This window comes from Bifidobacterium actinocoloniiforme DSM 22766, from assembly GCF_001263395.1.
GTDB classification, from domain to species: Bacteria; Actinomycetota; Actinomycetes; order Actinomycetales; family Bifidobacteriaceae; genus Bombiscardovia; species Bombiscardovia actinocoloniiformis.
Genome location: NZ_CP011786.1, coordinates 593,178 through 619,467 on the forward strand (window position 1 = coordinate 593,178; position 26,290 = coordinate 619,467).

Annotated in this window: 22 protein-coding genes and 1 tRNA gene; 3 read left to right on the forward strand and 20 right to left on the reverse strand. The window is 60.1% G+C overall.

Annotation, left to right across the window (positions count from 1 at the left end):
* Window positions 1–630: 630 nt before the first annotated feature.
* From metF to lepA, 8 genes are all read right to left on the reverse strand, one after another.
* On the reverse strand, window positions 631–1,509 hold the full coding sequence (metF, locus tag AB656_RS02400; protein ID WP_033504495.1) for a methylenetetrahydrofolate reductase [NAD(P)H]: 879 nt from the start codon (window positions 1,507–1,509) through the stop codon (window positions 631–633).
* Window positions 1,510–1,644: 135 nt separating this feature from the next.
* Entirely contained in the window at window positions 1,645–3,963 is a 2,319-nt protein-coding gene (gene metE / locus AB656_RS02405; protein WP_033504461.1) for a 5-methyltetrahydropteroyltriglutamate--homocysteine S-methyltransferase, read from the reverse strand.
* A 131-nt stretch (window positions 3,964–4,094) separates the two neighbouring features.
* Window positions 4,095–4,664: a SixA phosphatase family protein gene (locus AB656_RS02410; protein WP_033504462.1), complete on the reverse strand. Its 570-nt coding sequence runs from the start codon at window positions 4,662–4,664 to the stop codon at window positions 4,095–4,097.
* Window positions 4,661–5,788 (reverse strand): tRNA (adenine-N1)-methyltransferase, encoded by a 1,128-nt coding sequence (locus AB656_RS02415; protein WP_033504464.1) that lies wholly within the window; start codon window positions 5,786–5,788, stop codon window positions 4,661–4,663. Before AB656_RS02415 ends, AB656_RS02410 begins: the two co-directional genes overlap by 4 nt.
* Complete coding sequence (locus AB656_RS07800) at window positions 5,788–6,045, reverse strand: hypothetical protein (protein WP_144418913.1); 258 nt, start codon at window positions 6,043–6,045, stop codon at window positions 5,788–5,790. The genes AB656_RS02415 and AB656_RS07800 overlap by 1 nt, the downstream gene beginning before the upstream one ends.
* 579 nt (window positions 6,046–6,624) lie before the next feature.
* Window positions 6,625–6,987 (reverse strand): tripartite tricarboxylate transporter TctB family protein, encoded by a 363-nt coding sequence (locus AB656_RS02425; protein WP_414630300.1) that lies wholly within the window; start codon window positions 6,985–6,987, stop codon window positions 6,625–6,627.
* A 306-nt stretch (window positions 6,988–7,293) separates the two neighbouring features.
* On the reverse strand, window positions 7,294–8,676 hold the full coding sequence (gene hemW / locus AB656_RS02430; protein ID WP_081924946.1) for a radical SAM family heme chaperone HemW: 1,383 nt from the start codon (window positions 8,674–8,676) through the stop codon (window positions 7,294–7,296).
* A gap of 383 nt (window positions 8,677–9,059) precedes the next feature.
* The gene (gene lepA, locus AB656_RS02435) at window positions 9,060–10,934 is read right to left on the reverse strand and encodes a translation elongation factor 4 (RefSeq protein WP_033504467.1); all 1,875 of its coding nucleotides are present in this window, start codon (window positions 10,932–10,934) and stop codon (window positions 9,060–9,062) included.
* A gap of 454 nt (window positions 10,935–11,388) precedes the next feature.
* Between lepA and AB656_RS02440 the strand changes: the two genes are divergently transcribed.
* The 3 genes from AB656_RS02440 (at window position 11,389) to AB656_RS07805 (ending at window position 14,108) form a co-directional block, all read left to right on the forward strand.
* A complete protein-coding gene (locus AB656_RS02440; RefSeq protein ID WP_051905268.1) occupies window positions 11,389–11,979 on the forward strand; it encodes a GNAT family N-acetyltransferase in 591 nt (196 codons plus the stop codon).
* Between the two features lie 83 nt (window positions 11,980–12,062).
* The gene (gene rpsT / locus AB656_RS02445) at window positions 12,063–12,323 is read left to right on the forward strand and encodes a 30S ribosomal protein S20 (RefSeq protein ID WP_033504060.1); all 261 of its coding nucleotides are present in this window, start codon (window positions 12,063–12,065) and stop codon (window positions 12,321–12,323) included.
* Between the two features lie 723 nt (window positions 12,324–13,046).
* Entirely contained in the window at window positions 13,047–14,108 is a 1,062-nt protein-coding gene (locus AB656_RS07805) for a hypothetical protein (protein ID WP_144418914.1), read from the forward strand.
* A gap of 309 nt (window positions 14,109–14,417) precedes the next feature.
* On the opposite strand, the gene AB656_RS02450 is transcribed toward AB656_RS07805, so the two are convergent.
* From AB656_RS02450 to AB656_RS02505, 12 genes are all read right to left on the reverse strand, one after another.
* On the reverse strand, window positions 14,418–15,545 hold the full coding sequence (locus AB656_RS02450) for a branched-chain amino acid aminotransferase (protein ID WP_033504061.1): 1,128 nt from the start codon (window positions 15,543–15,545) through the stop codon (window positions 14,418–14,420).
* 718 nt (window positions 15,546–16,263) lie between these two features.
* Entirely contained in the window at window positions 16,264–16,905 is a 642-nt protein-coding gene (locus AB656_RS02455; RefSeq protein WP_033504063.1) for a 50S ribosomal protein L25/general stress protein Ctc, read from the reverse strand.
* Window positions 16,906–17,256: 351 nt separating this feature from the next.
* Window positions 17,257–18,288, reverse strand: a complete 1,032-nt coding sequence (locus AB656_RS02460) for a hypothetical protein (protein WP_051905269.1) — start codon at window positions 18,286–18,288, stop codon at window positions 17,257–17,259.
* A 484-nt stretch (window positions 18,289–18,772) separates the two neighbouring features.
* Window positions 18,773–19,510, reverse strand: a complete 738-nt coding sequence (locus tag AB656_RS02465; protein ID WP_051905270.1) for a histidine phosphatase family protein — start codon at window positions 19,508–19,510, stop codon at window positions 18,773–18,775.
* Window positions 19,507–19,914, reverse strand: coding sequence for a ribosome silencing factor (gene rsfS, locus AB656_RS02470; protein WP_033504064.1), 408 nt, complete (start codon window positions 19,912–19,914; stop codon window positions 19,507–19,509). Before rsfS ends, AB656_RS02465 begins: the two co-directional genes overlap by 4 nt.
* A gap of 68 nt (window positions 19,915–19,982) precedes the next feature.
* Entirely contained in the window at window positions 19,983–21,404 is a 1,422-nt protein-coding gene (glmU, locus tag AB656_RS02475) for a bifunctional UDP-N-acetylglucosamine diphosphorylase/glucosamine-1-phosphate N-acetyltransferase GlmU (RefSeq protein WP_033504065.1), read from the reverse strand.
* A complete protein-coding gene (locus AB656_RS02480; protein ID WP_033504128.1) occupies window positions 21,401–22,198 on the reverse strand; it encodes an HAD-IIA family hydrolase in 798 nt (265 codons plus the stop codon). The genes glmU and AB656_RS02480 overlap by 4 nt, the downstream gene beginning before the upstream one ends.
* 67 nt (window positions 22,199–22,265) lie before the next feature.
* Window positions 22,266–22,336: transfer RNA gene (locus AB656_RS02485), tRNA-Gln, on the reverse strand.
* Between the two features lie 91 nt (window positions 22,337–22,427).
* Entirely contained in the window at window positions 22,428–23,441 is a 1,014-nt protein-coding gene (locus AB656_RS02490) for a ribose-phosphate diphosphokinase (protein ID WP_081924947.1), read from the reverse strand.
* A 77-nt stretch (window positions 23,442–23,518) separates the two neighbouring features.
* Window positions 23,519–24,229 (reverse strand): nicotinate-nucleotide adenylyltransferase, encoded by a 711-nt coding sequence (gene nadD, locus AB656_RS02495; RefSeq protein WP_081924948.1) that lies wholly within the window; start codon window positions 24,227–24,229, stop codon window positions 23,519–23,521.
* A gap of 56 nt (window positions 24,230–24,285) precedes the next feature.
* The gene (locus AB656_RS02500; RefSeq protein ID WP_193786712.1) at window positions 24,286–24,942 is read right to left on the reverse strand and encodes a phosphoribosylglycinamide synthetase; all 657 of its coding nucleotides are present in this window, start codon (window positions 24,940–24,942) and stop codon (window positions 24,286–24,288) included.
* A complete protein-coding gene (locus AB656_RS02505) occupies window positions 24,939–26,273 on the reverse strand; it encodes a glutamate-5-semialdehyde dehydrogenase (RefSeq protein ID WP_081924843.1) in 1,335 nt (444 codons plus the stop codon). Before AB656_RS02505 ends, AB656_RS02500 begins: the two co-directional genes overlap by 4 nt.
* Between the last annotated feature and the right edge of the window lie 17 nt (window positions 26,274–26,290).

Here is a 26,290-nt window from a genome sequence, read left to right on the forward strand (position 1 = left end):
GCCTCTACCGAATACTCACCAATATATCCGTCTCCCCCACCCAATCAATCCAACCCCAGCCCGACAACTCATCGTCCATCATCCCCTCCCACACCAATCCCCTCCCCAACCCGCCCGAACCCTTCCAAAGCCCCGTCCGATAATTTTGGGCAGGTCCTCACGTTTTCTTATGGATTTCGAAGGAAAAACGTGAGGACCTGCCCAAAATGCATTCCGAATCATCACCGGGCATTGCCGCCGCTCTTTTCGACGCGACAGGCTCAGGGCATAACAACCAACGGGCATCAAGCCCGTTTGCTGGTAAGGCGCGTCCTTAAAGCTGGGTCTGTTCGATAAATCCACTAAGCATGCCCTCAAGTATCTGCTGTGCCAAAGCACGCATCCTGCCTTCGAGGCCCCCTTCCCTGGCTAACCTCCACCCTGAGCCGCGAACCCAATAATTATTTTGGGCAAATCCTCACGGAATCAAGCCTGATGTCGCTGATTTACGTGCGAACTTGCCCAAAATGAATTTAGGGATGGCACGGGCGGAGGAATTTGGCGAATTTCAGCGTTGTGGGTGCTCAACCGCCTGGAGGCGCTAACGACGACGCGCAGATAGCGGTTGAGTAGGTTCGAGGCGCAGAGCGGTCAGGACTTGCCCAACTCCAGCTGGTCGCAGGGCACCTTGGCGAAGAGGGCACGGACGTTGCGCCAGATGCGCCGGGTGACTACAGGCTGGTTCATCGAGTAAAGGTGGATTCCGTCCGCGCCTTGGGCGACTAAATCACTGATTTGCTGGGAGGCGTAAGCTATGCCGGCCTCCTGCAACGCCTCGGTGTCTCCGCCCCACTTATCCAGCAAGCGCTCCGCGGCGGGAGGTATCCGGAATCCGCAGGTCGAGCTCATGCGACGCACCTGGGCGGCTTTGGTAATCGGCATGATGCCCGCCTCGATCGGGACACAGACGCCAGCCTCCCGTGCCCGATCCAAGAAGCGCATGAAGTCTTCATTATCGTAGAAGAGCTGGGAGATCAGATGATCCGCACCAGCATCGACTTTCTCCTTCAAATGCCGAATGTCCTCAGCTGGGGAGACGGCCTCAGGATGCGTTTCAGGATAGCAGGCAGCCGAAATCCGCAGATTCGGCTTAGTTCGGCGCACGTAGGCGATTAAATCACAGGCGTGGGTGAACACCCCAGCAGGTTTCCGCCCTTGGACGCAGTCCCCTCGCAGGAGCAGGACAGCTGAGACACCAGCCTGTTCGAACATATCCAAAGCCTCGCGGACAACGCCCTCATCCGAGTACTGGGCCGTCAAATGAGCAACGGCTGATATGCCATACCCCTGGCGGATGGTCCGGCAAATGCGCGCGGTTGCGGTACGATCCGACTGCCTGCCGGTGCCGTAAGTCACTGAGATGAAGTCCGGCTCGAGTTCCTCAAGGCCGTCCAAAGTGTCGTAAATCGTCCCCACAGCGGCGTCGCGCTTAGGGGGGAAGACCTCCAATGAAAAAATCGGTTGATGCATATTCATACCTCTCCTGCATACGAGCGGAACGGGCCCGAAAAGCCCTACGCGCCGCCGCGCGCCTTCACCCTCACAGCAGGCCGGGGCGAGTGACGCCTCCTGCGCGCCACCCTTCCCCGACCGAAAAGCGCCGAATCAGCGCTCCACCGCCAGTCTCGCCCGCACAGCCTTGGCGGCGGCCACCATATGCTCCAAGCTGGGCCAAGTCTCAGCCTCGCCTCGGGTCTTGAGCCCGCAGTCCGGGTTGATCCACACCTTACCGGCATCCATCTTCCCCAGAATGAGATTGATTCGCTCCTCAATCTCCCCTTGGGAGGGGATGCGCGGCGAGTGAATATCGTAGACGCCAGGACCAGCCTCGGTCTCGAAGTGGGCCGCCTGAATCGCGTCCAAGACAGTCAAGTCGGAGCGGGAAGCCTCGAACGAGATCACATCAGCGTCCATCGCATCAATGTCCTCAATGATGTCATTGAATTCCGAATAGCACATGTGCGTGTGAATCTGCGTGGTCGGGTCAACGCCGGAATGGACCAGGCGGAAAGCGGGGATCGCCCAATCCAGATAGGACGAATGCCAGTCGGACCGCCGCAGGGGCAGCTTCTCTCGCAGGGCGGCCTCGTCAATCTGGATGACCTTGACGCCGCTCGCTTGCAAATCCAGCACCTCGTCGCGTATGGCCAGGGCCAGCTGTTGGGTCTGGAGTTCGTGGCTGACATCCTCCCTTGGCCAAGACCAGTTGAGCATCGTCACCGGACCGGTCAGCATCCCCTTGACCACATGATCGGTGCGGGACTGAGCGTACGCCGACCAACGCACCGTGATGGGTCGAGCCCGCGAGACATCCCCCCACACGATAGGCGGCTTGACGCACCGGGTGCCATAGGATTGAACCCAAGCATTACGAGTAAAGAGGAAACCGTTAAGATTCTGTCCGAAGTATTCAACCATATCGTTGCGTTCAAACTCGCCATGGACGAGCACATCCAAGCCGATTTGCTCCTGTTTGGCGATGACGCGGTCGATTTCCCCAGCGATGAAAGCGTCGTACTCCTCCTGACCAATCTCGCCCTTGCGCAGGCGCGCCCGTTCAGCACGGACCTGGGCGGTTTGCGGGAAGGAGCCGATTGTCGTGGTCGGCAGCATGGGCAGACCTAACGCGCTTCTCTGCAGGCGCTGGCGCTCGGCGCGGGCTGGTTGGCGGGTGAAATCCTGCGGTTGCAGGGCTGCGATCCGCTCCGCTACGACGGGGTCGGCCTGCACGCGGGATCCGTCGAAGAGGACCTGGTTGCCCGCCAATGCCGGGGACGCCCGTCGGCCCGCATCGTCCATATCCGCCAGATCGGAGACTTCCTTAAGCTCGCCGAGCTTCTCAACGGCGAAAGCGAAATGCCGCCGAACGGGTTCATCCAGACCGTCCTCGCCATCCAGGCTGAAGGGTACGTGGAGGAGGGAGGAAGCGGTGGAGACCGCCAGGTGGTCAGTCACCCGCCCTACCGCGTCTAGCAGCCCCAGGGATCGGGCGTAATCATTGCGCCAAATATTGCGACCGCCAATCACTCCGGCGAAGATCGTGGTCCCCTGCGAGACCCCGCAGCGCTCCAGAGCGGCGAGATTGCCTTCCCGCCCTTCGACCAGGTCCAGTCCGATTCCGTCGAATCCCATGCTCTGCAGCACCTCGTAGCAGTCGTCCACATGCCCGAAGTAGGTTTGCAGGAGGAGTTTCACGGCCCCGCTGCCATTGTGTCGCGCGGGCATGATTCGGTCGTAGAGCGACTTGAATAGGCTTATGTCGCCGTCCTGCTTGTCCAGGACCAGGTAGGGCTCGTCCAGTTGCACCCATTCGGCGCCCAGATCGATGAATCGCGTCAGCACCTCGGCGTAGACCGCAGCAACCGAATCAATCAATTCGTGACGATAATCCAGGCGCTGACCTTGCGGGCCCCGTGCCAGTTTCAAGAAGGTGTAGGGACCAACCAGCACCGGTTTGGTGATACGCCCCAGCTCCTTGGCTTCCTTGAACTCGTCAAAAGGCTTAGTCGAGCTCAGCTGAATCCGGGTGGAATCCTCGATCTCGGGCACCAGGTAGTGGTAGTTGGTCGTGAACCATTTTTTCATCGGCAGCGCGGTCACATCGCCCTGAGGCCCCTGGTAGCCGCGCCCCATCGCGAACAGGGTGTCCTCCTCTGCAAGCCCCAGCCGCCGATACCGGGTGGGCACGGCGCCAAGAAGGATAGCGGTGTCCAGCATCTGGTCATAGTAGGAGAAGTCGTTGCTGGGAATCAGATCGACGCCCTGATCTGACTGTATCCGCCAATGCGAAGCCCGTAAGGCCCTGCCCGTGGAGCGGACTTCATCCAGATCCGTGCGGCCTTTCCAGTAGCCTTCTATGGCTTTCTTCAGCTCCCTATGCGCGCCGATACGTGGGAACCCAACGACGGATGTAATCAAAGACATAGACCCTCCAAGTCTGCGCTAGTGGCTAGGAGTCAGCCTAGCAGCGGCGCGGCTGGGCCTGTAATTAGGAGAATTATGATGTCGTCATAAGCCGGCCCTATACCCCCAGCACTTCAGGGGGGGGGTAGGAGTCACACAGGGTACTTGCGCAGGTCGTTGGGCCCGACTGTCCCAAGCAAATCAGCCGTGGACGGGCTCCAGTCCCGCAGGGGCTGAGCCGCTGCAAGAACAGCCGCACAGGCAGGCGGCATGCCCAGACCAAGAAGCCCTAGAGCGCCCTGGTCGCTTGCCGGATCGGCAAAGAGTTGGGCGCAATAGGAGACGGAGGGCTCATGAGTGACGATCAGCAGGAAGCGCTCCTCCTGCTTCGAGGCCACGAGCTCGTCCAAGAGGCCCTGGGTGCCGCCCGTATAGAGACTCTCCCGGTAGTCCACCGAAGGCCCATCGCCGAAGGAACTAAGCATGAGGTCGAGGGTCTGCCTGGCTCGCAATGCGCCGGAGCACGCGATCCGATCAGGGATGAGACCCAATGCAGACAGGCTGCGTCCTACTGTTTCCGCTTGCTTCCGCCCCTGCAGGCTCAAGGGCCTGGAGCGGTCCCCTCCTGCGCCGCACGGCTCGGCTTGAGCATGACGCATGATGAGCAACAAGTGACCGGAGCTCTTCGCTTGGTCCGCAAGCGCCTGCGGGTCCACCTTCATGGCTCCTCCTGTCTGCGTGCGGCGGCCTCGACTTGGGCCTCCTGCCGCTCCAAGTCGCGTAGGACCTTACGCAGTTTGCGGTCGGAAATGTCGCGCAGGCTCAAATCGGACCAGCCTCCATCGGCACCTGCGCCCGCGCTTGCCTGGATATTCGGCTGCTCCGGGATGGTTTGATCGATGTCTGCGTGCACATTTTTGTTGCCGCGCTCCCGCTTGTGCAACGCTTGGAAACCTGCCGCCATCGCCCTGGTCACCACCAGGAATCCGCTGTGCCCGATCATCTGGTGCTGCGGACGTACGGCGAGCCCGTCCGCCTTCCACCCGCGTTCCAGGGTCTCGCTTATCTCCGGTTCTGTCCAGGAGCCGCTGGCGCGCAAGGCTTCGGACAGGCGGCCCAGCTGGGTGGCCGTCGTCACGTAAGCGGTCAGCACGCCCCCGGGGGCCAGGGCCCGCCAGGCTGCATCCAAACGGTTCCAAGGGTCCAACATATCCAAGACGATTCGGTCGTATGCGCCTGCGGGCAGGAGGGGCGCCACTTGGTCAAAGTCGCCGACGCGCAGGTCCCAGCAGTCGGGTTTACCGCCAAAGTAGACGGTGGCGTTGCCGACAGCCACGCGGGCGAATTCGGCGCGCAGTTCGATGGTGGTCAGCCCGCCTTGCGAGCCCACGGCATCCAGTAGTGCGATGCTCATGGCCCCTGACCCGGCTCCAGATTCCAGGACCCTCATACCTGAGCGAATATCGCCAGCCAGAAGGACTTGGGCTATGTCTTTGGGGTACATGATCTGAGCGCCCCGGGGCATGGAGAGCAGGAAGTCTGACAGCCTGGGCCGCATCATGGTGTAGACCCATCCGCCAACCGCTCGCGCTGATTTCCACGGCTTGCGCGGATCGTTCCCTGCTTCGCCGGCAGGATCGCTATTGCCGCATGCCTTGAGTTCCTGGGCGGAAATCGTTGATACGAGCGAGCCTTCGCTCAGTCCGATCAACCTGTCGTGCGCCAAGAAGCCGCGGTCGGTTTGGGTCACCGCGCCTCGTTCCAACAGCAGGGTGAGCATCTTGCCTTTGCGATCGGTCAGCTGGACTTTCTCACCCGCCCGTACAGGTCCGCGGCGTACTGCCATCAGTTCTCTCCTCCGTTCATGAACCGCGCATTGCCACGCCAGGCGGGCAAGCCTTCCACCTGCGCAAACCGTTCACGGGGAGCCTGCCAGCTGCCCGCCTCGCGTCTGCTGGAAACTCCGCCATAGAACCCATTGAAACACAGCGGAGGGTCAACCAAACGACGAGCCCAACCATCCAGCACGCACCCTATAAAGGGCAGCAGCCAAAGCCGTCGCACCCGCAACACCGGATCATCTGCCAACTTCTTGAACACCACCGTCGCTTTCCTTACCCCGCCCGGACGAATCCGCACACCCAGCGGAGGGGATGCCGCGTAAGAAACTATGACCAGCATACCCCTGAGCTCCACCCACCCCATCCTCATTTGCTCGCCAAATCCCTCCCCACATCCCCACACCATCTTTTCCTATTTTGGGCATCCCCTCACGCAGAAAGGCACATTCAGCCCGATAAATGTGATGAGCTGCCCAAAATAAGACATCATGAAAACCGAGCCAAGACCCAAGGTGATATGCCCGCGCGATGTTGGAGCCGACTCAATCCGTGCGCACCATAAGCCCAATCAGCGAGCCCCGCATCGGCAATATTCCATTTTTGGGCAGCCCCCTCACGATTTTCCTGTGAATAATGCCTGATTCCGTGAGGAGTTGCCCAAAAAGAAACACGAGGAGGGAGCTCCGGCCAGACCGCGTCGGAAGCAGAGTCGCATAGGCGACTTTCGGAGCCCCGGGCGGAGATCGAGCGAGATGTACCGGGCGACGTTTACGGAGAAGAAAAAGGGCCGCGACACCGCTAGTGCGGTTCGCGGCCCGAGCAAGTCCAAGCCGACTGGCTGTCAGACGGCAGTGCCGTACGAATCCAAGCGCGGGTTCTCCTTATACGAACCACCAACGAAGAACAGGCTGATGACACCGACAGTGAACACCGCGCAAATCGTGATAATGGCCCACATCGGCATATTCGGAACCCACATCGCAACCAGGAAGGCGATAATCGAAAGCACGATCAAGCACCAGCTGAGCAGGCGGAACCAATGCCGAACCGAACGCGGCTTCTCGACCAGTTTCGGATCGCGCAGACTAGGATCAACTTGCTCCGCCACCGGGGCCAAATCATTACGACCACTGGGTTTCCACTCCCCGTTATCGCCCGCGGCCAGTCTGCGAGCCTTCTCCTGCAACGCCTGCTCGTCCAACATGCCCCGGCGGCTCTTCATCGCCCCACGCGTGTATTGGTCCCCATCTCCCCTGCGAGCGCTCTTCGCACGTGCCCGCCGTTCAGCACGGTTCGACATCAAATCGCCTCCACGTTTAGTAAGCTCTTCCCCGGTATTGCCTAGCAGACCTTGGCCCCGACGAGCAGACGGGGAAGGCCTCGCGTAAGCATAATATTAGACCAGACCCCAAACCGCGAGACAAGGGTAAATCCCCGACGGCGCCCAAACCGGACCTCACAGCGGAGGCCATGCTTTACCCTGCAAGAAACCGGCAGCGGACCCGCGCCCTTAAGCGCCAACCGCTTCTAGCACGTCAGCGATCAAATCGTCATTGAGCAAGCGGCCGCGGCGTGTTGGTACGATTCGCCCACCACGCGCCTGCGCCAGCCCGCCATGTAAAGCAGGCGCGAGCCGGCGTAAGTCCAAGCGCCCGCCCGCTAAGCGCTCCAGCTTTTCCAGTGACAGTCCTTCACGAATCCGTAATCCCAGCATCACGCCCTCTTCGAGTCGTTCGCGGGGTCCAATCACTTCGCCGCCAGACCAGGGCTGGCGCTCCTGATTCACCGCTCTCGCCCAGGCCCTCGGATGCCGAATATCCCAAACGCGGACGGACTCCCCAGCAACTTTGCTGCAGTCCGCGGCGGGTGAAGGACCAGCGAAGCGAAACGCCTGCGGACCTTCGCCTGAACCGTCGTCCCCTCTTTGCCCGGTTTTGCGCCAGGCACCTTCCTCGCTCCTCCCGCCAGCACTGCCGCCAGTCTCTGAAATCTCTGAAACCGGATCCAGCTCGATCCAGTTATAGTGCGAATGGGCTCCAGGTCCGATTCCGGCCCAATCCACGTTGCGCCAGTAGCCTAAATTATGACGCGACTCATGGCCAGGCCGCGCCCAGTTGGAGACTTCGTACCATTGCAGCCCCGCCGCTTGGAACAAGTCATCCGCCAGCTCGTACTTGTCGGCTTCGTCATCGTCATCAGGATGGGCCAGTTGACCTGCCGCGACCTGCCGGCCCATTTTCGTCGTTGGTTCCAGGGTGAGCGCATATGCCGAAATATGGTTGACACCCAAGGAGAGCGCCTCCTGCACGCTTTGTTCCCACTCGTCGATGCTCTCGCCCGGGGCTCCGTAAATCAGGTCAACGCTGCACTCCAATCCCAAACGGCGTGCGGCTGCAACCCCCGCGGTCACATTAGCTGGGGTGTGCGTGCGTTCCAGGATGCGCAGGACGCGTGGCACAGCCGATTGCATACCGAAAGAGACACGGGTGAAACCGCCTTGGGCGAGTTGGGCGAGGTAGCGCTCGTCGACGGTGTCTGGATTGGCCTCCGTCGTGATCTCCGCGTCCGGCTGCAAACCCCAGAGGGACCGTGCCGCATGGAGCATACGCACCAAATCCTCCGCCGGCAGAACCGTAGGCGTTCCACCCCCGAAGAACACGCTCGACAGTGCGGGTTCCACGAGCCCGTGCTCTTCTTGCCAATCGCGGATCAGTCGCATCTCCCGGATCGCCACACTCGCATAACCACCTCGGCTGGCTCCTTCACCCAAGTCGACTGCGGTATACGTGTTGAAATCGCAGTACCCGCACCGCCGCAGGCAGAAAGGCACATGAATATACAATTCGAATGGCTTCGCCGCCTGTCTCGCCGTAGCGTCTTGCTGTCGCTTCATCTTCACCATCTTCCATTCATCCACGTCCAGCCCCTCATATCCGCCTCACCCATTGTCATCTTCCCCTCCCTCTTCCTCCGCCGATCCCCACGTGCCTGCTTCTTTCCCATTTTGGGCGGTTCATCACGAAAATACGCGTTTTCGGTCTCAGGAACGTGTGGACTTGCCCAAATATTGCAGTTGAGAGGTTTACCGTCAAATACGGCAGCATGCACCGAGCGACGGGGGAGGGGGGGTAGAGCGCAGGCGGCGGGACAGCCAACCTCAACCGATTGCATATTAATCCAACAAGGCAAACCAAGGCAATCACAGCCTTCGCATCAACCACAACGAGCTCGAGGCGTCCTGATTGCACCATGACCGTAACCGCCCCAGAGGGTTGGTCACTGGTCCTTCTGCGCCGCTCGAATCTTGTCCTTGCTGTCCCGGTCCTCCGCCTCGCCGGTGCTCAAAGCCGCGATGAAAGCCTCTTGTGGCACCTCCACATGACCGAGGAGCTTCATCCGCTTCTTACCCGCTTTCTGCTTTTCCAGCAGCTTCCTCTTTCGAGTGATGTCGCCGCCGTAGCATTTCGCCAGCACATCCTTACGGAGCGCCCGAATGGTCTCTCGGGCGATGATGCGCGAACCTATCGCGGCCTGAATCGGAATCTCGAACTGCTGGCGTGGAATCAACTCGCGCAACTTCTTGGTCATCATAACGCCGTACGTATAAGCCTTATCCCGGTGGACTATTGAGGAGAATGCGTCGATCTTCTCCCCTTGAATCAGGATGTCCACCTTAACCAGGTCGGCGGCTTGCTCGCCATCCTCGTGGTAATCCAGGCTCGCGTAGCCTTTGGTGCGGCTTTTGAGTTGATCGAAGAAATCGAAAACAATCTCCGCCAACGGCATCCGGTAGTGCATTTCAACCCGTTCCGGGCTCAAATACTCCATGGTCCCCATCTGCCCACGATGGTCCTGGCAGAGATCCATGACCGCGCCGATGAACTCTTTGGGAGTGATGATATCCGCAGCGGCGACAGGTTCGACGATACGTTTGACCTTGCCTTCCGGGAACTCGTTGGGATTCTTCACCATGTGCTCCGAACCGTCCTCCATCGTCACCTGGTAAGTCACGTTCGGAGCGGTGGAAATGAGGTCGAGTCCGAATTCCCGGCTCAAGCGTTCGGAAACGATCTCCATGTGGAGCAAACCCAGGAATCCGCAGCGGAAGCCGAAGCCCAGGGCGACAGACGTCTCAGGCTCGTAGACCAGGGCCGCATCGTTGAGTTTGAGCTTGTCGAGCGCCTCGCGCAACTCAGGGAATTGCGCGTTATCGATTGGGAAGAGCCCCGAGTAGACCATCGGCTGCGGGTCCCGGTAGCCCGGCAACGGCTCATCCGCCTGCCGGGATTCGAGGGTGATCGTGTCTCCCACCTTGGATTGGGCCACGTCCTTGACGCCGGTGATGACGTAACCAACTTCGCCGGCGCCCAAGGCTTTGGTGGCTATCATGTCCGGACTGATGACACCCAACTCCACGGGGTCGTGCACGGTGCCCAGGCTCATCATCCTAATCCGCTGCCTGGCTTTAAGCTCCCCGTCCACCATTCGGATGTAGGTGACGATGCCGCGATAAGAGTCGTATACCGAATCGAAGATCAAAGCCCGCGCCGGCGCGGCGGGGTCGCCTTTTGGCGCCGGGACTTCCGTAACGATACGGTCGAGGAGCTCGCGGACCCCCTCGCCGGTCTTCCCGGAGACGCGCATCACCTCGCTGGTATCGCAACCGAGGAGATTCGCTATTTCCTCGGCATGCCGGTCGGGCTCCGCTGACGGCAGGTCGATTTTATTGAGAACAGGGATGATGGTCAGATCGTGGTCGATCGCCATGTAGAGGTTCGACAAGGTCTGCGCTTCGATGCCTTGCGTGGCGTCCACCAGCAGGACGGCCCCCTCGCATGCCTCCAGCGCGCGCGACACTTCGTAGGTAAAGTCCACGTGGCCCGGCGTGTCAATCATGCCCAAAGTGTACTCGACGCCGTCTTTCACCCACGGGACCCGCACGGCCTGAGATTTAATCGTGATACCACGCTCTTGCTCGATGTCCATGCGATCGAGGAAGCGATCATGCATCTCCCGCTGCGATACCACTCCGCTCAGTTGGAGGATTCGGTCGGCAACCGTCGATTTGCCGTGGTCGATGTGCGCGATGATGCAAAAGTTGCGAATCAGCGCCTGATTAGTGAATCCTGGCTGGTTGGTAAAGGTAACCACCGGGCTCCTCTCCTCGCAATGCTCGAACAACTCATCCTATCCCGAGCCCTAGGCTTTTCCCTTAGTCCAATGCTTTTCTTCCCTAAACGACGACTAAGTGCGGCACTCCTTTCATCCTCTCAAAAACCCGACTCTCCCTTACCCCTTCCCCCCCCCCCCCAAAAAAAAATGACTCTGTTTACATTTTGGGCAGCTCCTCACTAGTTAATCGTTTCATTTGCCTGTGTACCGTGACGAATTGCCCAAAATACCAGTTGCGCGGTCATACTCGGTTGGCTGAGCGACAGATGACCTGATTGGGCAGAGAAGAGAAGCCTTATCCGATTGAGATCTAAGCGCGGCACTCCCCTGGTTTGAAATAAAGCAAGCCGCATCACGGATTTAGTTAGTCGAGATTCGGCTCGCATGGCTTTGCTCTGGCATAGAATAATCGTGTCCCGCAAAGGAGAAAAGAATGAGACTGAGGCCCTACCGCAAGCATGAAGACGATGCTCGTCTACTCGAGTTAGCTGAACTGATAGCCGTGCGCGGGAATCCGCTAGGTCTCAGCATGCTCGACTACAAGCTTTTTGAACGTCAGCTCCTCGCTGAACAACTTATGGACGAGCGCAAACAGGACGATGACTCCATCATTGTCGCCGTTGCGGATTCAGCCGAGGAATTGCAGCGAATAGTCCCCCCTCAATCCTCTCCCGAGCCAGCAGGCAGCGCCAACCCACCCAGGACTAAGCCAAATCCGTCGCGAGTCCAAGGCCAGAGCAGTAGGATCATTGGCTTCATCAACCTTTCAGTCCGCCCGGACCCCACCAGCGGCCGTCCATGCGGCTATATCAGCCAGCTGTGTGTGGATCAGCGCTTCCAAGGCGAGGGCATCGGAAAATCATTGCTCACCGAGGCGAAGCAGTGGGCTAACCGCAACGGCTTATTCAAGCTCACCGTCAATCTTTCCGCAGCGAACGAGAGCGCCATCTCCTTCTGCGAGAAGCTAGGCCTTCGCCTCAGTGCGGTCAGTATGGAGGTGTCTTGCGCCCAACCTGATTGCTGATCGCTATCGTTCCCTGGTTTTCCAGGCCGCATGGTAGTATTATTTTTCGTCTGTATCGGTAGCACATGTCGTTTGGAGCAACATTGGCAAACATTAAATCGCAGAAGAAGCGGATTCGCACTAACGAGAAAGCGCATCTGCGCAACAAGGAAGTCAAGAGCGCCATCAAGACCTCCATCCGCAGCGTCCGCAAGGCCATTGACGAAGGCGACAAGGCGGGCGCGCAGTCCGCTTTCTCGGTCGCAGCTCGGCGCCTGGACAAGGCGGCTGGCAAGGGTGTCATCCACCGCAACCAGGCGGCCAATCGCAAGTCCGGCCTCGCGACCGCTATCAACGCTATGTGATTGCTGCAGTCTTCCAGCAAAGGCGTCCACTCCTCGTACGGGGTGGGCGCCTTTGTCGTACCACCAATGGCTATGGCGCTCGAGCTTATGTCTGGAAGGCCACATATGAGAGCCAACTCTGCTCATATGCTCACTATTACAGATTCGAATTCACGATAATGGTACCTACAAGGCATGCACCGCTTACTTATCAGCAAATCGAGAACAAGCGAAACATGAGTCACAAAGCCGGTTCAGCGCCCATGAATGCCCCAACGAACTAGTAGCCGTTGTCCAAGAGCAAGCGCAATTCTCCTTACGCTGCCCTTGCGGGCAATTGATAACGCTTGCTAAACCGTGGTCTCCAACAAGGCACGTTACCATTCGCCGAAGAAATCGCCTCGGATTCGCCGCGCAGTCAATCCAATAACGCTAATCCTCTGTAACCCTCTCTTCGCGACTATTTTGGTCGGTTCCTCACAAGTGAAACGTTACAGCCTGAGCTATCACGTGACGATCCGCCCAAAATGCTAAAAAAGACCACCCCCTAAACATCCGTTCTCGGGATAGTCCAACAATGCACAGGGAGTTCGGCGCAGAGTACCCGCATATATCGGTTGCCTAAGAAAAGGTAGTGAGCGGGAAACGTGGCTTGAATGCCCGAATGGGTGGACTTATCCACATTCGACCACATTGGTCAGGACGATTTGGAACTCTCTTCGAACCACCCATAGACTCAAACCCATGAATACGAACCAAGCATCCGTCGAACAGCTCGGACTCTTGTCCAAGAGCAGAAGATGCTGCCTTGTGCCTGCATCGAACCGCGAGCGCATGCGCCTGCTTCGTGCCGTTAAACGAGGCAGCGTTAAGCGGCCCAAACCACATCTGTATGCGCCAACGCCCTATTGGGTTTCGTTGACACGGTATGAGCAAGCCCTCCACCTGATCCGCGCCACAGCTCGCCGCCGGCCAGAGTGGACATTCTGCTACCTATCCGCAGCGCTTGTCTGGGGACTGACGGAAACAGTTTTCCTGCATGCGCAAATGCATGTCGCAGCTAAGAACCACACTCATGTCCGCGTCGGCGGCAGCATAAAATCTCACTTCTGCCTGGTCCCGAAACCCAAGAAACGCAATGGCGTATCAGTAACGCCGCTCGTGCAGACAGTCTATGACTGCGCTCGACGGCTGGATTACGGCAATGCTCTGGCCATCTGTGAAACGGCCATGAGGTTGTACGGGGTGAAACGCCGCCAACTGGAAGCCTACGCCAACGCACGGCCCCACACCTGGGGCAGGGATCGTGCGCTCTATGTCTTCGCGCAAGCAGGGCCTCTTAGCGAAAACGGCGGCGAGTCCATAGCCCGAGCCCGCTTCGATGGCTGGGGGTATGCGGCTCCCAAACAACAAGTCTCGGTCGAGCGCCCCTTCCAAGCAGGCAAGAGGCTCCGGCTCGACTTCCTGTGGACCACCAGGAATGGCCGATTGGTCGCCGGTGAACTGGATGGCCGGGAGAAGTACATCAATCCAGCCATGACAGGTGGCGGTTCCGTGGCTGATGTGATTTTGAAGGAGAAAAGACAGGGAGACGGAATTATCACTGTTGGGTTATGTGATTGTTCGCTTCTCCTACAAGCACATACAAGAAAGGCATGGGATTCTAGTGCAACGAAAACTGGATGCGGCGGGAGTACCGCGATTGGACGATCAACTGATCTCAGAGAAAACGGAGAACCAGGAGGTCCACCGTTTATTCGGCAGCTGCTGGGATCAGACCCACACCTGTTGGGCCGGCATGACTAGCCAATACCGTCAACTCAGGCAAGCACGCAGCCATGACAGCCGACGGCCGCCAAACCGTCCGAACTTTAGGGCACGGCGCAAACCCCCGGAAATGGAAACCATACGTTCCTTCTGAATTTCTGCCCGGAGCGGGCAGTCTAATTGGAACGACTGCCTGACCGGCCCCTGCTGTTCCCACACTCCTGTTCTGGAGTTTTGTCAAGCGGCGCAAAAATAGCAGGGTACGGCAGAAGCGCATCTGCGAAAAAGGTGGGGCGCCAAGCCGGCAGCGCGTGCCAACGCTTAGCCCCCACCCTGAATACGGCGGAATCAGCAGACGCGCCACATCCAATTATGGGGATCTTCCCCCTCACCTAGTTGAATGCCAAGGAGCTCGTCGCGCAGATGCATGGTCAAGGGCCCCGAGCCCCCATCCGCAACGGTTTCATCAAAGTTCTCAGACTTGAACCGTCCTATGGGGGTGATGATTGCGGCCGTACCGCAAGCGAATACTTCAGTCACTTCCCCGCTACGAATGTCATCGAGCAAGTCGGTCAACCCAATCATAGTTTCAGTCACCGCATGCCCCTCATCTTGGGCGAGCTGAATCACAGAGCGACGCGTCACGCCCGGTAGAATCGTTCCCGTTAGGCTTGGCGTCTCTAAGTGTCCGTCCTTATGGACGGTGAACATGTTCATCCCGCCGAGCTCCTCCAAGTAGGTGCCGGACGCCGCGTCAACGAAGCAAACCTGTTCGCAACCATGTTGAGCCCCACGATTCTCCCCAACCAGTGAAGCCGCATAATTACCGCCGCACTTAGCAAATCCCGTGCCACCCGGACCCGTGCGGAACCACCTGTCCTCCACCCAGATGCTGACCGGTTTCACACCGCCCGGGAAGTAAGGTCCCGATGGTGAGGCGATGGCGCAGTAATCCACCTGATGCGGTGCCCTGACGCCGAGATAGCACTCGGATGCGTACATGAACGGGCGCAAGTAAAGCGTGTACTCACGCCTTGTTGGCACCCAGGCCGCATCCTGCTTCACAAGCGCGGCGACCGAACCCAGGAAGTCCTCTGTGCTCAAGGCCGGCAGAGCGAGGCGCTTCGATGAGTTTTGAAAGCGCTCAGCGTTGGCATCCGGCCTGAACAACCAGATAGAACCGTCGGCATGATGATAGGCCTTCAGCCCCTCGAACACTTCCTGCGCATAGTGCAAGACCGTTGCAGCAGGATCCAATTTCAACGGGCCATAGGCTTCTACTTTCCTATCCGACCAGCCTCCATCTTGTTTCCATGTCATACGTACCATACTGTCGGAGAACAGCTGTCCGAAAGCGGGTTTGTCAATCATTGCCTCGCGCTGTTCATCGGAGGCTGGGTGCTCGTTAGGCACGACCTCAAACGTTGACGCGAGTCCGCTCAAATATTCTGGATCATGATGTGATTGGCTAGTCATGTGACACTTCTTCTCAGCAAATAGGAAGTTGCAGATACAGACCTGGCCCTACGCTTGTGGCGATTCGCCGGTATAAGGTGCATCTTAGGCGTCAGCCTGGAAGAGCACATCGGAATAGTCCACATGTTGACCATAACCGTCTCATACTCAAAACGTAAAGTCTCATTAAGTCCGTTCCTCAACTTCCAACTCCGCTTGCCCGCCTCACCCCGTCATTACGTTCACCCCAGCGAGCCTTCTGATTGCATTTTGGGCAATTCTTCACGAAAACAGGAGGACAATCATGAGTTTTCATGAGCATCTGCCCAAAATGCCGGTTTTGGAATGGGCGTGCCCTCGCGCGGCTCCCTTACGAGGGCTCGAAGCCGACAGCCGGCATTCTGCGTTTTTGGGTAATTCCTCACGAAAATAGTCATGAATCCACTGAATTCAGTGAAGACCTGCCCAAAATGATAAGGAAGGTTGCAGTTGTTAGTCGCGACAGTTGCGTGGGGCGTGAGGCTAGCGAGGACTGTGGGGATTTGCGCATTGAAGGGGCTAGGGGCGTGGGTGCGTATGGGGTTGGGGCAGGGAGGGGGGGGGGTACAGGGGTGTATGAGGGGGGTGGAATGCGCTCGGGGGCCGCGCTTGTCGTTGTGCGGCCCCCGAGGATTGAGAGCGATGACGGGTCTATGTGAACGGCGGTTGTTAGGATGCCTCGGTGACCCGCATGTTTCGGCTACTCGGCCTTGTCGCTCGAGTCAGCGCCGTCGGCCGTGGCATTCTCCGCGGCGGCATCGCCCTCGGCGGCGGCAGCCTCCGGCGTTTCTACAGACTCTTCCTTCGGGACCTCAACGGTTACGACGGAATCCTCAGGATCATCGATAACCAGCTCAGCGCCTTCGGGCAGCTTCAGATCCTTGGCGAGAATCTTGTCGCCATCGGCGAGGCCTTCCACGCTGACGTCAATGCGCTCAGGCAGGTTGGCCACATCGGCGCGAATCTGGAGGTTCTGCATGTCGATGAAAGCAACAGCAGCGCCCTTGGTCTCACCGCTGATGAAGACCGGAACTTCCACAACGACCTTCTCGCCCGCACGGACCTCATAGAAGTCGATGTGCTCCACCTGACGCTTGACAGGGTTACGCTGCACGTCTTTGACGACAGCCATCTTGGTCTCGTCGCCGAACTTAATCGTAAACAGGGCGTTGGCGCGACGCAACGCCAGCGTGGTCTCCCGCATCGGCAGCTTCACGAAGGAAGGCTCGGCACCGCCTGCATAAATAGTAGCGGGAATCTGCTGGGCAACGCGCATTCGGCGAGCGGCCCCCTTACCGAACTCGGTACGCTCTTCACCCTCGAGGGTAATCGTATTAGCCATGTCGTCTCCTTTTATCAGTACAGCCAACGGTCTGACGCATCGACGCGCCGTATCCCGTCGCCAGCCAAAAGGAGCTTGCGAACAACGCCGAGTCGATAACGGATGAACGCGAGTGCGTCGCATCCCTCGCCAAAGCAACTACTGAACTATAGCATAGCGCCCAGACCTGGAACACCCAATAATCATTGTCAGTAGGTCAATCAAGAGCAACAATCAGCGAATCGACCTGCGTTGGAACAAGCACCGGTCAACAGATAGGGCTCGAGCGGGGGGGGGGGATCCTCATCCCTGCTGGCAAGCCACGCGTCAACCTGCGCGTCCATTCATGCCTATGTCGCGCGTCGCCGCCCCTCACTTCTCGTCGGACGTAACCTTGGCCGCATTGCCACTCTGACTGGGCGTCGGCGTCACTTGCGGCGTGGAAGACGGCTTGTCGCTCGGGCTGGGCGTTTGGCTGGGCTGCTGCGAAGGCTGCGCTGTCTGGCTGGGGCGAGGAGACGCGCCGTTGCCGTTGCCTTCACCACCCATCGTCGGCGAGGACGAGGGAGAGGGGGCGCCGCTGGGGGTTTCCTGGGGTTGAGTGGTTTCAGTGGAAGGCGAAGAACCGTTACCGTACTGATCGGGCGCTGTTGAGCTTGGCGCAGGCGTTTGGACGGTTTGGTTGGGGCGGACAATATCGCGGACCACGTGGTCGGTGCCCTCCCCCTTGGTCAGCGCATTGATGATTAGAGCGGAAATGAGTACCGCAATCAGAGCGCTGACGACCGACACGATGATGACCATCCGCTTCTTGCGCTGAACCTGGGAATTCTGCAACAGATGGCTTGCAGGCCTGTTCCTGGCAGCACCACCGGAACCCGCGAGGCCAGCCGGACCGGACTGAGCCGAGCGGGCTGTGCGCGCGCCACCGGTTTTCGCACTCGAAGCGGTACGTCCCGCGCCAACGGCAGGCATGACCGTCGTCTTATCGCTGCCATCGATCACTGGCAGGACAGTTGTCTCCCCAGATGCGCCCGTATCGGCGCCTGTCTTGCCGGTCGCCGCCCGCGCGTCTCCTAGCGTGCCTGCCCGCCCGCGGGCAGGAGGCAGCACCGTGGTAGCGCTCGCATCATCATGGGCTCCGTCCTTTCCTGCATCCACCGCATCGGACCCGGCGTCTTCTTCTCCATCCGCGCCAATCACAGTGGTTTGGAGCTTATGCGTGGAGGCATCCAGCACGTTCTTGTAAATCTGGGAGGCAACAGCGGAAACCACGGAACCGACCGCTACGCCGATGGCAGAACCAGCGATGCCAATCTTCGCTGATAGGAAAAAGGAAGTGACCGCCGCCAGTGCTCCAGCGAACACTTGCGCCCAAGATAGATCGTGAAAGAACCTCTTCACTCTCACTCCTTTCCTCACAGCCACAAAGACCCGTGCGAATATGCCCAAACACGACCGCTACCAAGTGCTCATGAGCGAGCCGACTACGGTAGGCCAGCTTGACCTGCACCGCTGGCCCATCATAGCCCACCGGTATTATCCGTAGCTAGTCCGAAACTGACCAGGGCTGGGAGAAGCCTGCTTCCCCCTATTCATCGCATCCACGACCCTGTGAGCCACGATGCAATAAACCGCCGCTTTCTCAGCCTCTTCGCATCCCACGCGCTCAACGGCAGGTACCTCGAAGAAGTATCTGACAACGGAAATAATCTGAATCGCCGCTGATGAAACGGCTGCGGAACAAGCCTGGGCGCCAGAAAGTCAAGGGCGGGAAAGCTGATGCTTGTTCCAAGAAAACTTGTGCAAGCGCTAGGCGACCCCCTGCAAGGACAATCCAGGAAGCCAACCCCCGCGATACCTCAGCAAGACCCTGGGCGAAAGCCAGTTAGTCCAAGCTCACGGCGTCGTTCGGATCACTCCAGTCGACCTGGCGCGCGATGACCGGCCCGCGGTTGTAGTCCAGCAGACTCCAGCGCAAGTGGCCATCCTCCAACGCCCTCGGCACGAACCTGGCCCAGTGGGCGTTGCGCATGGATCCCAGGCTCGCGAAGTCCGGGCGGACCTGGCTGATGCCCATCAGGGTCTGAATGGTCTGCGCGATCCATGAGCCGTGAGTGAAGACGAACAGGTCGGTGTCCTCACCGGCGCTACCAATCCAGTCCTCCAAGGCTTCCAGGCCACGTTGCCCCACAGCGCTCTTGGGCTCGGCACCATGCTTGAGTTCGCCGCCGCCGGATAGCATCCAGGAGTGAAAATCCTCAGGCCACCGCTCGCGCACGTCTTCCGCAGTCTCGCCCTCCCAGGAGCCAAAACTACGCTCCCTGAGCCGCTGATCCGCGTGAATCGTCAGTCCCAGGGGCTCAGCGAAAGCCTGGGCGGTCGCGTAGGCGCGAGCCAGGTCGGAGGCGATGACCAGCTGTTTGCGGTCCGGCTTGTTTTCTACGTAGTCCTGCCTGAGCGCCTCACCGGCTTGCTTGGCTTGCCAAAGCCCGACCGAATTCAAGGGGATGTCGATCTGCCCCTGCATACGGTGGACGGCATTGTAGTCTGTTTGCCCATGACGAACTAAAGTGATGCTACCTACGTGCCTGCCTGCCGCCGACGCTTCGCTCACCTCATTCACGCCCGGCTCGCCTTCTGGTCAAAGTCACCGGTGGAAAGGGGGTGCTCCAGGTCCAAAGGCACCGGCGGGCAGTCACTCCACAAGCGTTCCAAATCGTAGAACTTGCGTGCCTGCCTATGCATGATGTGGATGACGAAGTCCGAGTAATCCAGCAGAATCCACTTAGCCTCGTCCAAACCCTCCCTGGCCTGGGGAGTCAGACCCAGCTCATCGTGCAAATGGCGCTCGATAGTGTCAGCGACCGCAAGCACATGGCGCTCATTATCGCCCGAAGCGACCATGAAAATGTCAGTGATTGCCAAAGGCTGCGACACATCGAAAGCGATGATGTCCATAGCCTTTCCATCGTTAGCGGCCTTAGCAGCCACTCGAACGGCGTCTATTGATTCCTGCAGAGCCGGCACAGGCCCACCTTTCAGTAAGAGCGGGACCGATCATCCCGCTGGTTTTTATCCTATCGCGTCCACTCCCCTCATTCGGAGTCCGCTCCGCTGCCGGCACCTCGCTCCCATGCTGGTTTCCAGTTTTCCACAACATGTTGGGAATTTTCGGAGTACACCATCGCCCCGTCCGGCACCGTATGTCGGATTACCGCGCCGGCGCCTGTGGTGACGCCGTCGCCCACGTGGACCGGAGCGACGAGCATATTGCCCGCCCCCACGTGGACTCCAGCGCCGATTTCGGTGCGGTTCTTATGGACACCATCGTAGTTGGCGGTGATCGTGCCACCGCCAACATTGCTTCCCTCGCCTATATGCGCATCGCCCACGTAGCTCAAGTGCGGCACCTTGGTGCCTTTGTCGATGCTGGCCTTCTTCATCTCCACGAAAGCGCCGACCTTGGTTCCCTCGGCCAGCTCATTGCCGGGCCGCAAGTAAGTCCAAGGGCCTATGGTCGCCTTCGGGCCAATCACACTGCCCTGCACACGGGAGCGCTCCACCGTGGCCCCTTGTCCCACTTCAGCGTCGATCAGCGTAGTGTAGGGGCCGATGACCGCCTCATCAGCGATCCTGGTTCCCCCTTGCAGGAAGCAGCCGGGCAGGATCGTCGCGTCGCGCCCAATGCGCGCCTCATCGTCGATCCATGTGGTCTCTGGGTCCAGAATCGTGACCCCTTCGCGCATCCACCGCTCGCATACGCGGCGATTGTGAGCCTTTGCCAAGTGGGCCAGCTGGACGCGATCGTTAACCCCCTCCACGCTCAGCGGGTCAGGCGCCGGGTAAGCTCCCACACGCCCCAGGCGACGGGCGGCCTCCAAGGCATCGGTGAGGTAGAACTCGCCTTGCTCGTTGCGGTTGTTCAATCCGGCAATCGCCTGAGTCAACACGTCCAACTCGAAAACGTAGACCGAGGTGTTCACTTCAGTGACCGCCAGCTCGGTGCCGGTGGCGTCTTTCTGCTCGACGATGCGTAGGACCTGCCCGTCCTGGTCACGGATGATGCGCCCATAGCCCGTAGGGTCGTCCAAGCGGGTCGTGAGAATCGTGGCCCCATCCCCCAGCCTGACATGCTGGTCCACCAGGTCTCGCAAGGTGCCCGCGTCAAGCAAGGGCATGTCGGAGGCGACGATCAGCACCCTGCCTTTCGGATCCACGTGACCCTCCAGCGCGTTCAAGGCGCACTGTACGGCGCGGCCGGTACCTGGTATCTCGTCCTGCTGGATGACGCTCACAGCAGGGTCGTAGGAACGGGCCGCCTGAGCCACCCTCTCGCCCTGGTAGCGCACGACCAGGCCCATGATGCCAGGCTCGAGCTGGCGCACTGAATCCATGACCCGGTTCAGGAAAGTCTTGCCAGCCAGCTCATGCAGGACCTTGGGCTTGGAGGAACGCATACGGGTGCCCTCACCCGCAGCGAGGATAATGGCCGCTGACAGGGCTTGCGAAGCGCTCAAAGCTCCACTTCCCCGCTCTGAGCAATCGGAATCAGGTCTTGAATGGAATCAACCACGCGATCAGGGCGGAAGGGGAAGGTTTCCACCTCCTTGCGGTGGGTGATGCCTGTCAGGACCAGGAAGGTGTTCAAACCTGCTTCGACGCCAGCCACCACGTCGGTATCCATTCGGTCGCCGATCATCGCGGTGGTCTCCGAGTGGCCGCCCACCCGGTTCAGGGCGGTGCGGAACATGATCGGGTTGGGCTTGCCTACGAAATAGGGCTCACGGTTGGTGGCTCGGGTCACCAGGGCCGCCACTGAACCCGCGGCGGGCAAGATGCCCGAATCGCTGGGGCCGGTCGCGTCGGGATTGGTGCAGATGAAGCGGGCGCCGCCCAGAATCAGCCGGATGGCTGTGGTAATCGACTCGAAGGAGTACGTGCGGGTCTCTCCCAGGATCACGTAGTCCGGGTCCTGGTCGGATAGAATGTAGCCGGCCTCGTGCAGGGCGGTGGTCAAACCCGCCTCGCCGATCACGTAAGCGGAACCGCCGGGGATGGTGCGCGCGCAGAAGTCGGCGGTCGCCAAGGCGGAGGTCCAGATGTTCTCCTCGGGCACGTCAATGCCGGAGCGCCCCAAACGGGCGGAGAGGTCGCGGGGCGTGTAGATGGGGTTGTTGGTCAACACCAGGAAACGCCGGTCGTTCTGCTTGAGGGTCTCTATGAATTCCGCCGCTCCCGGCAGAGCTGTGTTCTCGTGGACGAGCACGCCGTCCATGTCTGTGAGCCAAGTCTCAATTTGTTTGACTGCCAAACCGTGTCCTTTCAGTCGGCCGCCGTCCTGCCCGGGGCCTGCCCCGAAGGGATCGGCGAGCTGCAAGCTCCCCCACCTGGATTCGAACCAAGACTAAGGGTTCCAAAGACCCGTGTGCTGCCATTACACCATGGGGGAAGGACAGGTTTCCCTGCCGTACATCATTATGTCATACCCCCTGGATTCGCCACGCGGGCGGCGACACGAGCGCCGAATCCAGAGGCTGGTCTCAGGCGAATAGGAATCCCTGCCCGTGGTGGGCCGGGTAAGTGTCGAACAAGCGGGCCACCGAGCCATCCTCGAAGACCGCTTTAATGGCTGAGGCCAGCAGGGGTGCGATTGAGAGGACGGTCAACCCGTCCCAACGCTTCTCCTCGGGAATCGGCACGGTGTCGGTCAGGACCACCTCGCGGGCGTCGCAGGCCTTGAGCCTGTCCACGGCGGGGCCGGACATGACCCCGTGCGTGGCGACGACCGTGATGGACTTGGCGCCCGCCTCGCGCAGAACCGAGCAAGCCTGGGCGATTGTACCGCCGGTATCGATTAAATCATCAACCAGGACGCAATCCAGGCCCCTGACGTCACCGACCACCCGATTGGCGACCGCCTTGTTGGGCTGGGTGATGTCACGGGTCTTGTGAATGAAGGCCAGGGGGACCCCACCCAGTCGCTGGGCCCACTGCTCGGCCACACGGATGCGCCCGGCGTCCGGGGAGACGACCGCCGCGTTGCCTAGGTCAAGCCTGTCGCGAACATAGTCCACCAGGACCGGCATGGCGATCAAGTGGTCCACAGGGCCATCGAAGAAGCCCTGGGATTGGGCTGCGTGCAGGTCCACGGACATGATGCGGTCGGCGCCGGCTGCCTTGAAGAGGTCAAACATCAACCGGCAGGAGATGGGCTCTCGACCGAGGTGCTTCTTGTCTTGGCGAGAATAGCCCAGCAGGGGGCAGACCGCGGTAATGGAACGGGCTGATGCGCGCTTGAGAGCGTCAATCATGATCAGCTGCTCCATGATCGACTTGTTAATCGGGTCGGCGTGGCTCTGCAGGACGAATACGTCCGCCCCGCGCACCGACTCCGTGTACCGCACATACATCTCACCGTTGGCGAAGTCGTACGCTGTGGTCTCCAGGACCTCGATGCCCAGCTGGTCGGCTACATCGGTGGCCAGCTTACGGTGGGTCCTGCCTGTCACCAGGATGAGGTTCTTGCCGGGCCTGCCTTTGAGGATTGTGCTCACCATATCTCCAAACGTTGGTGTCGTTGAAGCAACGACTCCATGGTAGCCAGCGACGGTGACAGATCGGCGCGGCCGTGTCAGCTTTGCCCGCTTCCTCTCGAGCGTCGCGGCTTACCCCGATAGAGCCCATGCTTGTTGATGTACTGGACCACGCCGTCGGGCACCAGGTACCAAACCGGCATGTCGCGGGCGGCCCGCTTGCGTACGTCAGTCGAGGAGATCGCCAGAGCCGGGATCTCAATCATGTCGACGGTGTGGGCCGGTAGTTCCAAGCCTTTGAGCGATGAGGAGTAACCGGGTCTGGAGACGGCCACGAAGCGGGCCAGGGACCACATTTGGTTGGCTTCCTTCCAGCGCATGATCTCGGCCACGGCGTCGGCGCCTGTGATGAAGTAGAGTTCACAATCAGGTCGCATGGCGTGAATGTCACGCAGGGTGTCAATGGTATACGTCACACCCGGACGGTCGATGTCAACCCGGGAAACCGTGAATTTGGGATTGGACGCTGTGGCGATTACAGTCATCAGGTAGCGGTCTTCCGCGCTGGTCACCTCCCGGTCCAGCTTGAAAACGGGCCTGCCGGTGGGCACGAAAACCACTTCGTCCAGGTCGTAGACCCAAGCCACCTCGGAGGCCGCGACCAAGTGCCCGTTATGTATCGGATCGAAGGTGCCTCCCATGATGCCCACCCGCCTGCGTCGACGGCAGCGCTTGGAGTGGGCTGGCCGCGCCGACGCCAGGCCAGCCCCTTGGTCGGTTGCGCTCTCCTGCGGGTTCAGCTGGGCCATCCGGCGCTCGATGGGAGGCGCCGCCGGACGACGGTTGGCCTTGGAAGCTTCCACGCTCACCGTTCCCCCGCGTGACCCGCGACGGCGCCATCAGGCCCTTCCGCCCGGTCTGTGGCGGCGACGTCCCCATCAGACCTCGCCCCGTCCTGGTCTGATTGCCCCTGAGCCAGCCCCGTGCCTACGTGGCTGTTGGTCTCCTCCTGCTCCGGGTGCTCCTGCATCTGCTTGACCTCCTGGGGCGAGGTGACCTGATCCGGGTCGATGCGGCTCATATCCTCATTCCACTCCTGCTGCACCACCTGATGAATCTCCCGGTAAGTGGGCAAGGGGAAGTCGGGCTGGAAGTGGCGGCGCACCTGGGCCACGCACTCAGTGATCGTGACCAGGGAACGGGAGAGATCATCAATCCTCCCCTCACGCTCAAGCCTACGGAAGCCTGGAATCTTCCCCTCCATTTCGGCGATGATCTCACGCACCTGATCCAGCTCCCCATCAGCCAGATCCACCACCTGGTCGGCGTCCTCATCGGGCCAGCCGATCAGGACAGCGTCCGCGTATTCCAAGCAAGAGCGTTGGTTCGCGCTAGGAATGCCGTCCTCGATCTGCACCAGGTAGACGTATCGTAGCTGACTGAGCCGTTCGGAGGCAACCCTCAGCCAGATCTTCGGATTGCCCGCCTCCTTGGCCTTGAGCTGTTCAATGGTTCCGTTCACGCGCGCACCTGCCCTGTCCCGTAGCCTATCCATTTGGTCGTTGTCAACTCATCCAGCCCCATCGGTCCGCGGGCGTGGAGCTTTTGGGTGGAAATGCCCAGCTCGGCCCCCATACCGAATTCGCCTCCATCAGTGAAGCGGGTGGAGGCGTTGACCATGACCACCGCCGAATCCACCTGGCTGGAAAAATGCTCGATCGCCGCGTAATCCTGGGCCAGGATGGCATCCGTATGGCCGGTGGAGTGCGCATTGATGTGGGCGATGGCCTCCTCGATCGAATCGACCACCTTGACACCCATGCGCAAGGCCAGGTACTCCTGGTCCCAATCCTCGGAATTCGCCCGCCTAACCAGCTCGTCCGGCAGGTCGCCCCCATCAGCGGCGAGCAAATCCATGCTGATCGCGTCCAACCGGAGCTCCACATGGGCACCTGTCAGGGCCTGCGCGATACGCGGCAGGAAGCGGGCCGCGACATCGCGGTGGATAATCAGCTTCTCGGCGGCGTTGCAGACCCCGACGCGCTGTACCTTGGCGTTCATGATGATGGGGATAGCCTGATCCAAATCCGCAGAACGGTCCACGTATATGTGCACGTTGCCGGCCCCGGTCTCGATCGTCGGCACCTTTGAGTGCCCGACCACGCTGGCGATCAGCGCCCTGCCGCCCCTGGGCACCAGCAGGTCGATATGTCCGCGCGCCTCCATCAGGGCCCGAGCGCCCGCCCGGCCGTACTGGTCCACGCTGGCCACCAGGTCCGGTCTCTGGCCTTGGTCCGCCAGGGCCTGGCGCAAGACATCCACAATCGCTTGGTTGGTGCGCTTGGCGGCATGGCCTCCTCGAAGAAGGACGGCATTGCCGGATTTGAGGCAGAGGGCCACCACGTCCGTGGTTACATTGGGCCGGGCCTCATAAACCATAGCAACCACGCCTAGGGGTACGCGTACTTGCTCCAAGCGTAAACCGTTGGGCATCCGGTGGCCGCGCACGACCCGTCCTAGGGGGTCCGGCTGGTCGGCCACCTGACGCATGGCATGGGCCGAGGCGGCTACGCGCTCGCGGTCGTAGCGCAAACGATCCAGAAGACCTTGATCCATGCCCGAAGCGAAGGCCTCATCCATGTCCTCTTGATTGGCCTGGGTTATGGCATCGGCTCCGGCGAGCAAGGCGTCGGCCAGGACACCGAGCAACTCCCGCCTGGCCTCCCCGTCGGTTTGAGCCAACCCCGCTTGGGCTTGAGCCGCCCGATCAGCCAAAGCGCACACGCGGTCCATGACCTCCTGGTCATGAGCCAGGCCGGACCCGTCGTCCCCGTAATCCGCATGAGATTCCATGACTTCCGTGGGCCTCC

Excerpts from the sequence above, each read along its gene's own strand:
- metF (WP_033504495.1), bottom strand. The coding sequence starts at position 1,509 with ATGCATCAACCGATTTTTTCATTGGAGGTCTTCCCCCCTAAGCGCGAC.
- metE (WP_033504461.1), bottom strand. The coding sequence starts at position 3,963 with ATGTCTTTGATTACATCCGTCGTTGGGTTCCCACGTATCGGCGCGCAT.
- AB656_RS02410 (WP_033504462.1), bottom strand. The coding sequence starts at position 4,664 with ATGAAGGTGGACCCGCAGGCGCTTGCGGACCAAGCGAAGAGCTCCGGT.
- AB656_RS02415 (WP_033504464.1), bottom strand. The coding sequence starts at position 5,788 with ATGGCAGTACGCCGCGGACCTGTACGGGCGGGTGAGAAAGTCCAGCTG.
- AB656_RS02425 (WP_414630300.1), bottom strand. The coding sequence starts at position 6,987 with ATGTTGGACGAGCAGGCGTTGCAGGAGAAGGCTCGCAGACTGGCCGCG.
- hemW (WP_081924946.1), bottom strand. The coding sequence starts at position 8,676 with ATGAAGCGACAGCAAGACGCTACGGCGAGACAGGCGGCGAAGCCATTC.
- AB656_RS02440 (WP_051905268.1), top strand. The coding sequence starts at position 11,389 with ATGAGACTGAGGCCCTACCGCAAGCATGAAGACGATGCTCGTCTACTC.
- AB656_RS07805 (WP_144418914.1), top strand. The coding sequence starts at position 13,047 with ATGAATACGAACCAAGCATCCGTCGAACAGCTCGGACTCTTGTCCAAG.
- AB656_RS02450 (WP_033504061.1), bottom strand. The coding sequence starts at position 15,545 with ATGACTAGCCAATCACATCATGATCCAGAATATTTGAGCGGACTCGCG.
- AB656_RS02455 (WP_033504063.1), bottom strand. The coding sequence starts at position 16,905 with ATGGCTAATACGATTACCCTCGAGGGTGAAGAGCGTACCGAGTTCGGT.
- nadD (WP_081924948.1), bottom strand. The coding sequence starts at position 24,229 with ATGGCCCAGCTGAACCCGCAGGAGAGCGCAACCGACCAAGGGGCTGGC.
- AB656_RS02505 (WP_081924843.1), bottom strand. The coding sequence starts at position 26,273 with ATGGAATCTCATGCGGATTACGGGGACGACGGGTCCGGCCTGGCTCAT.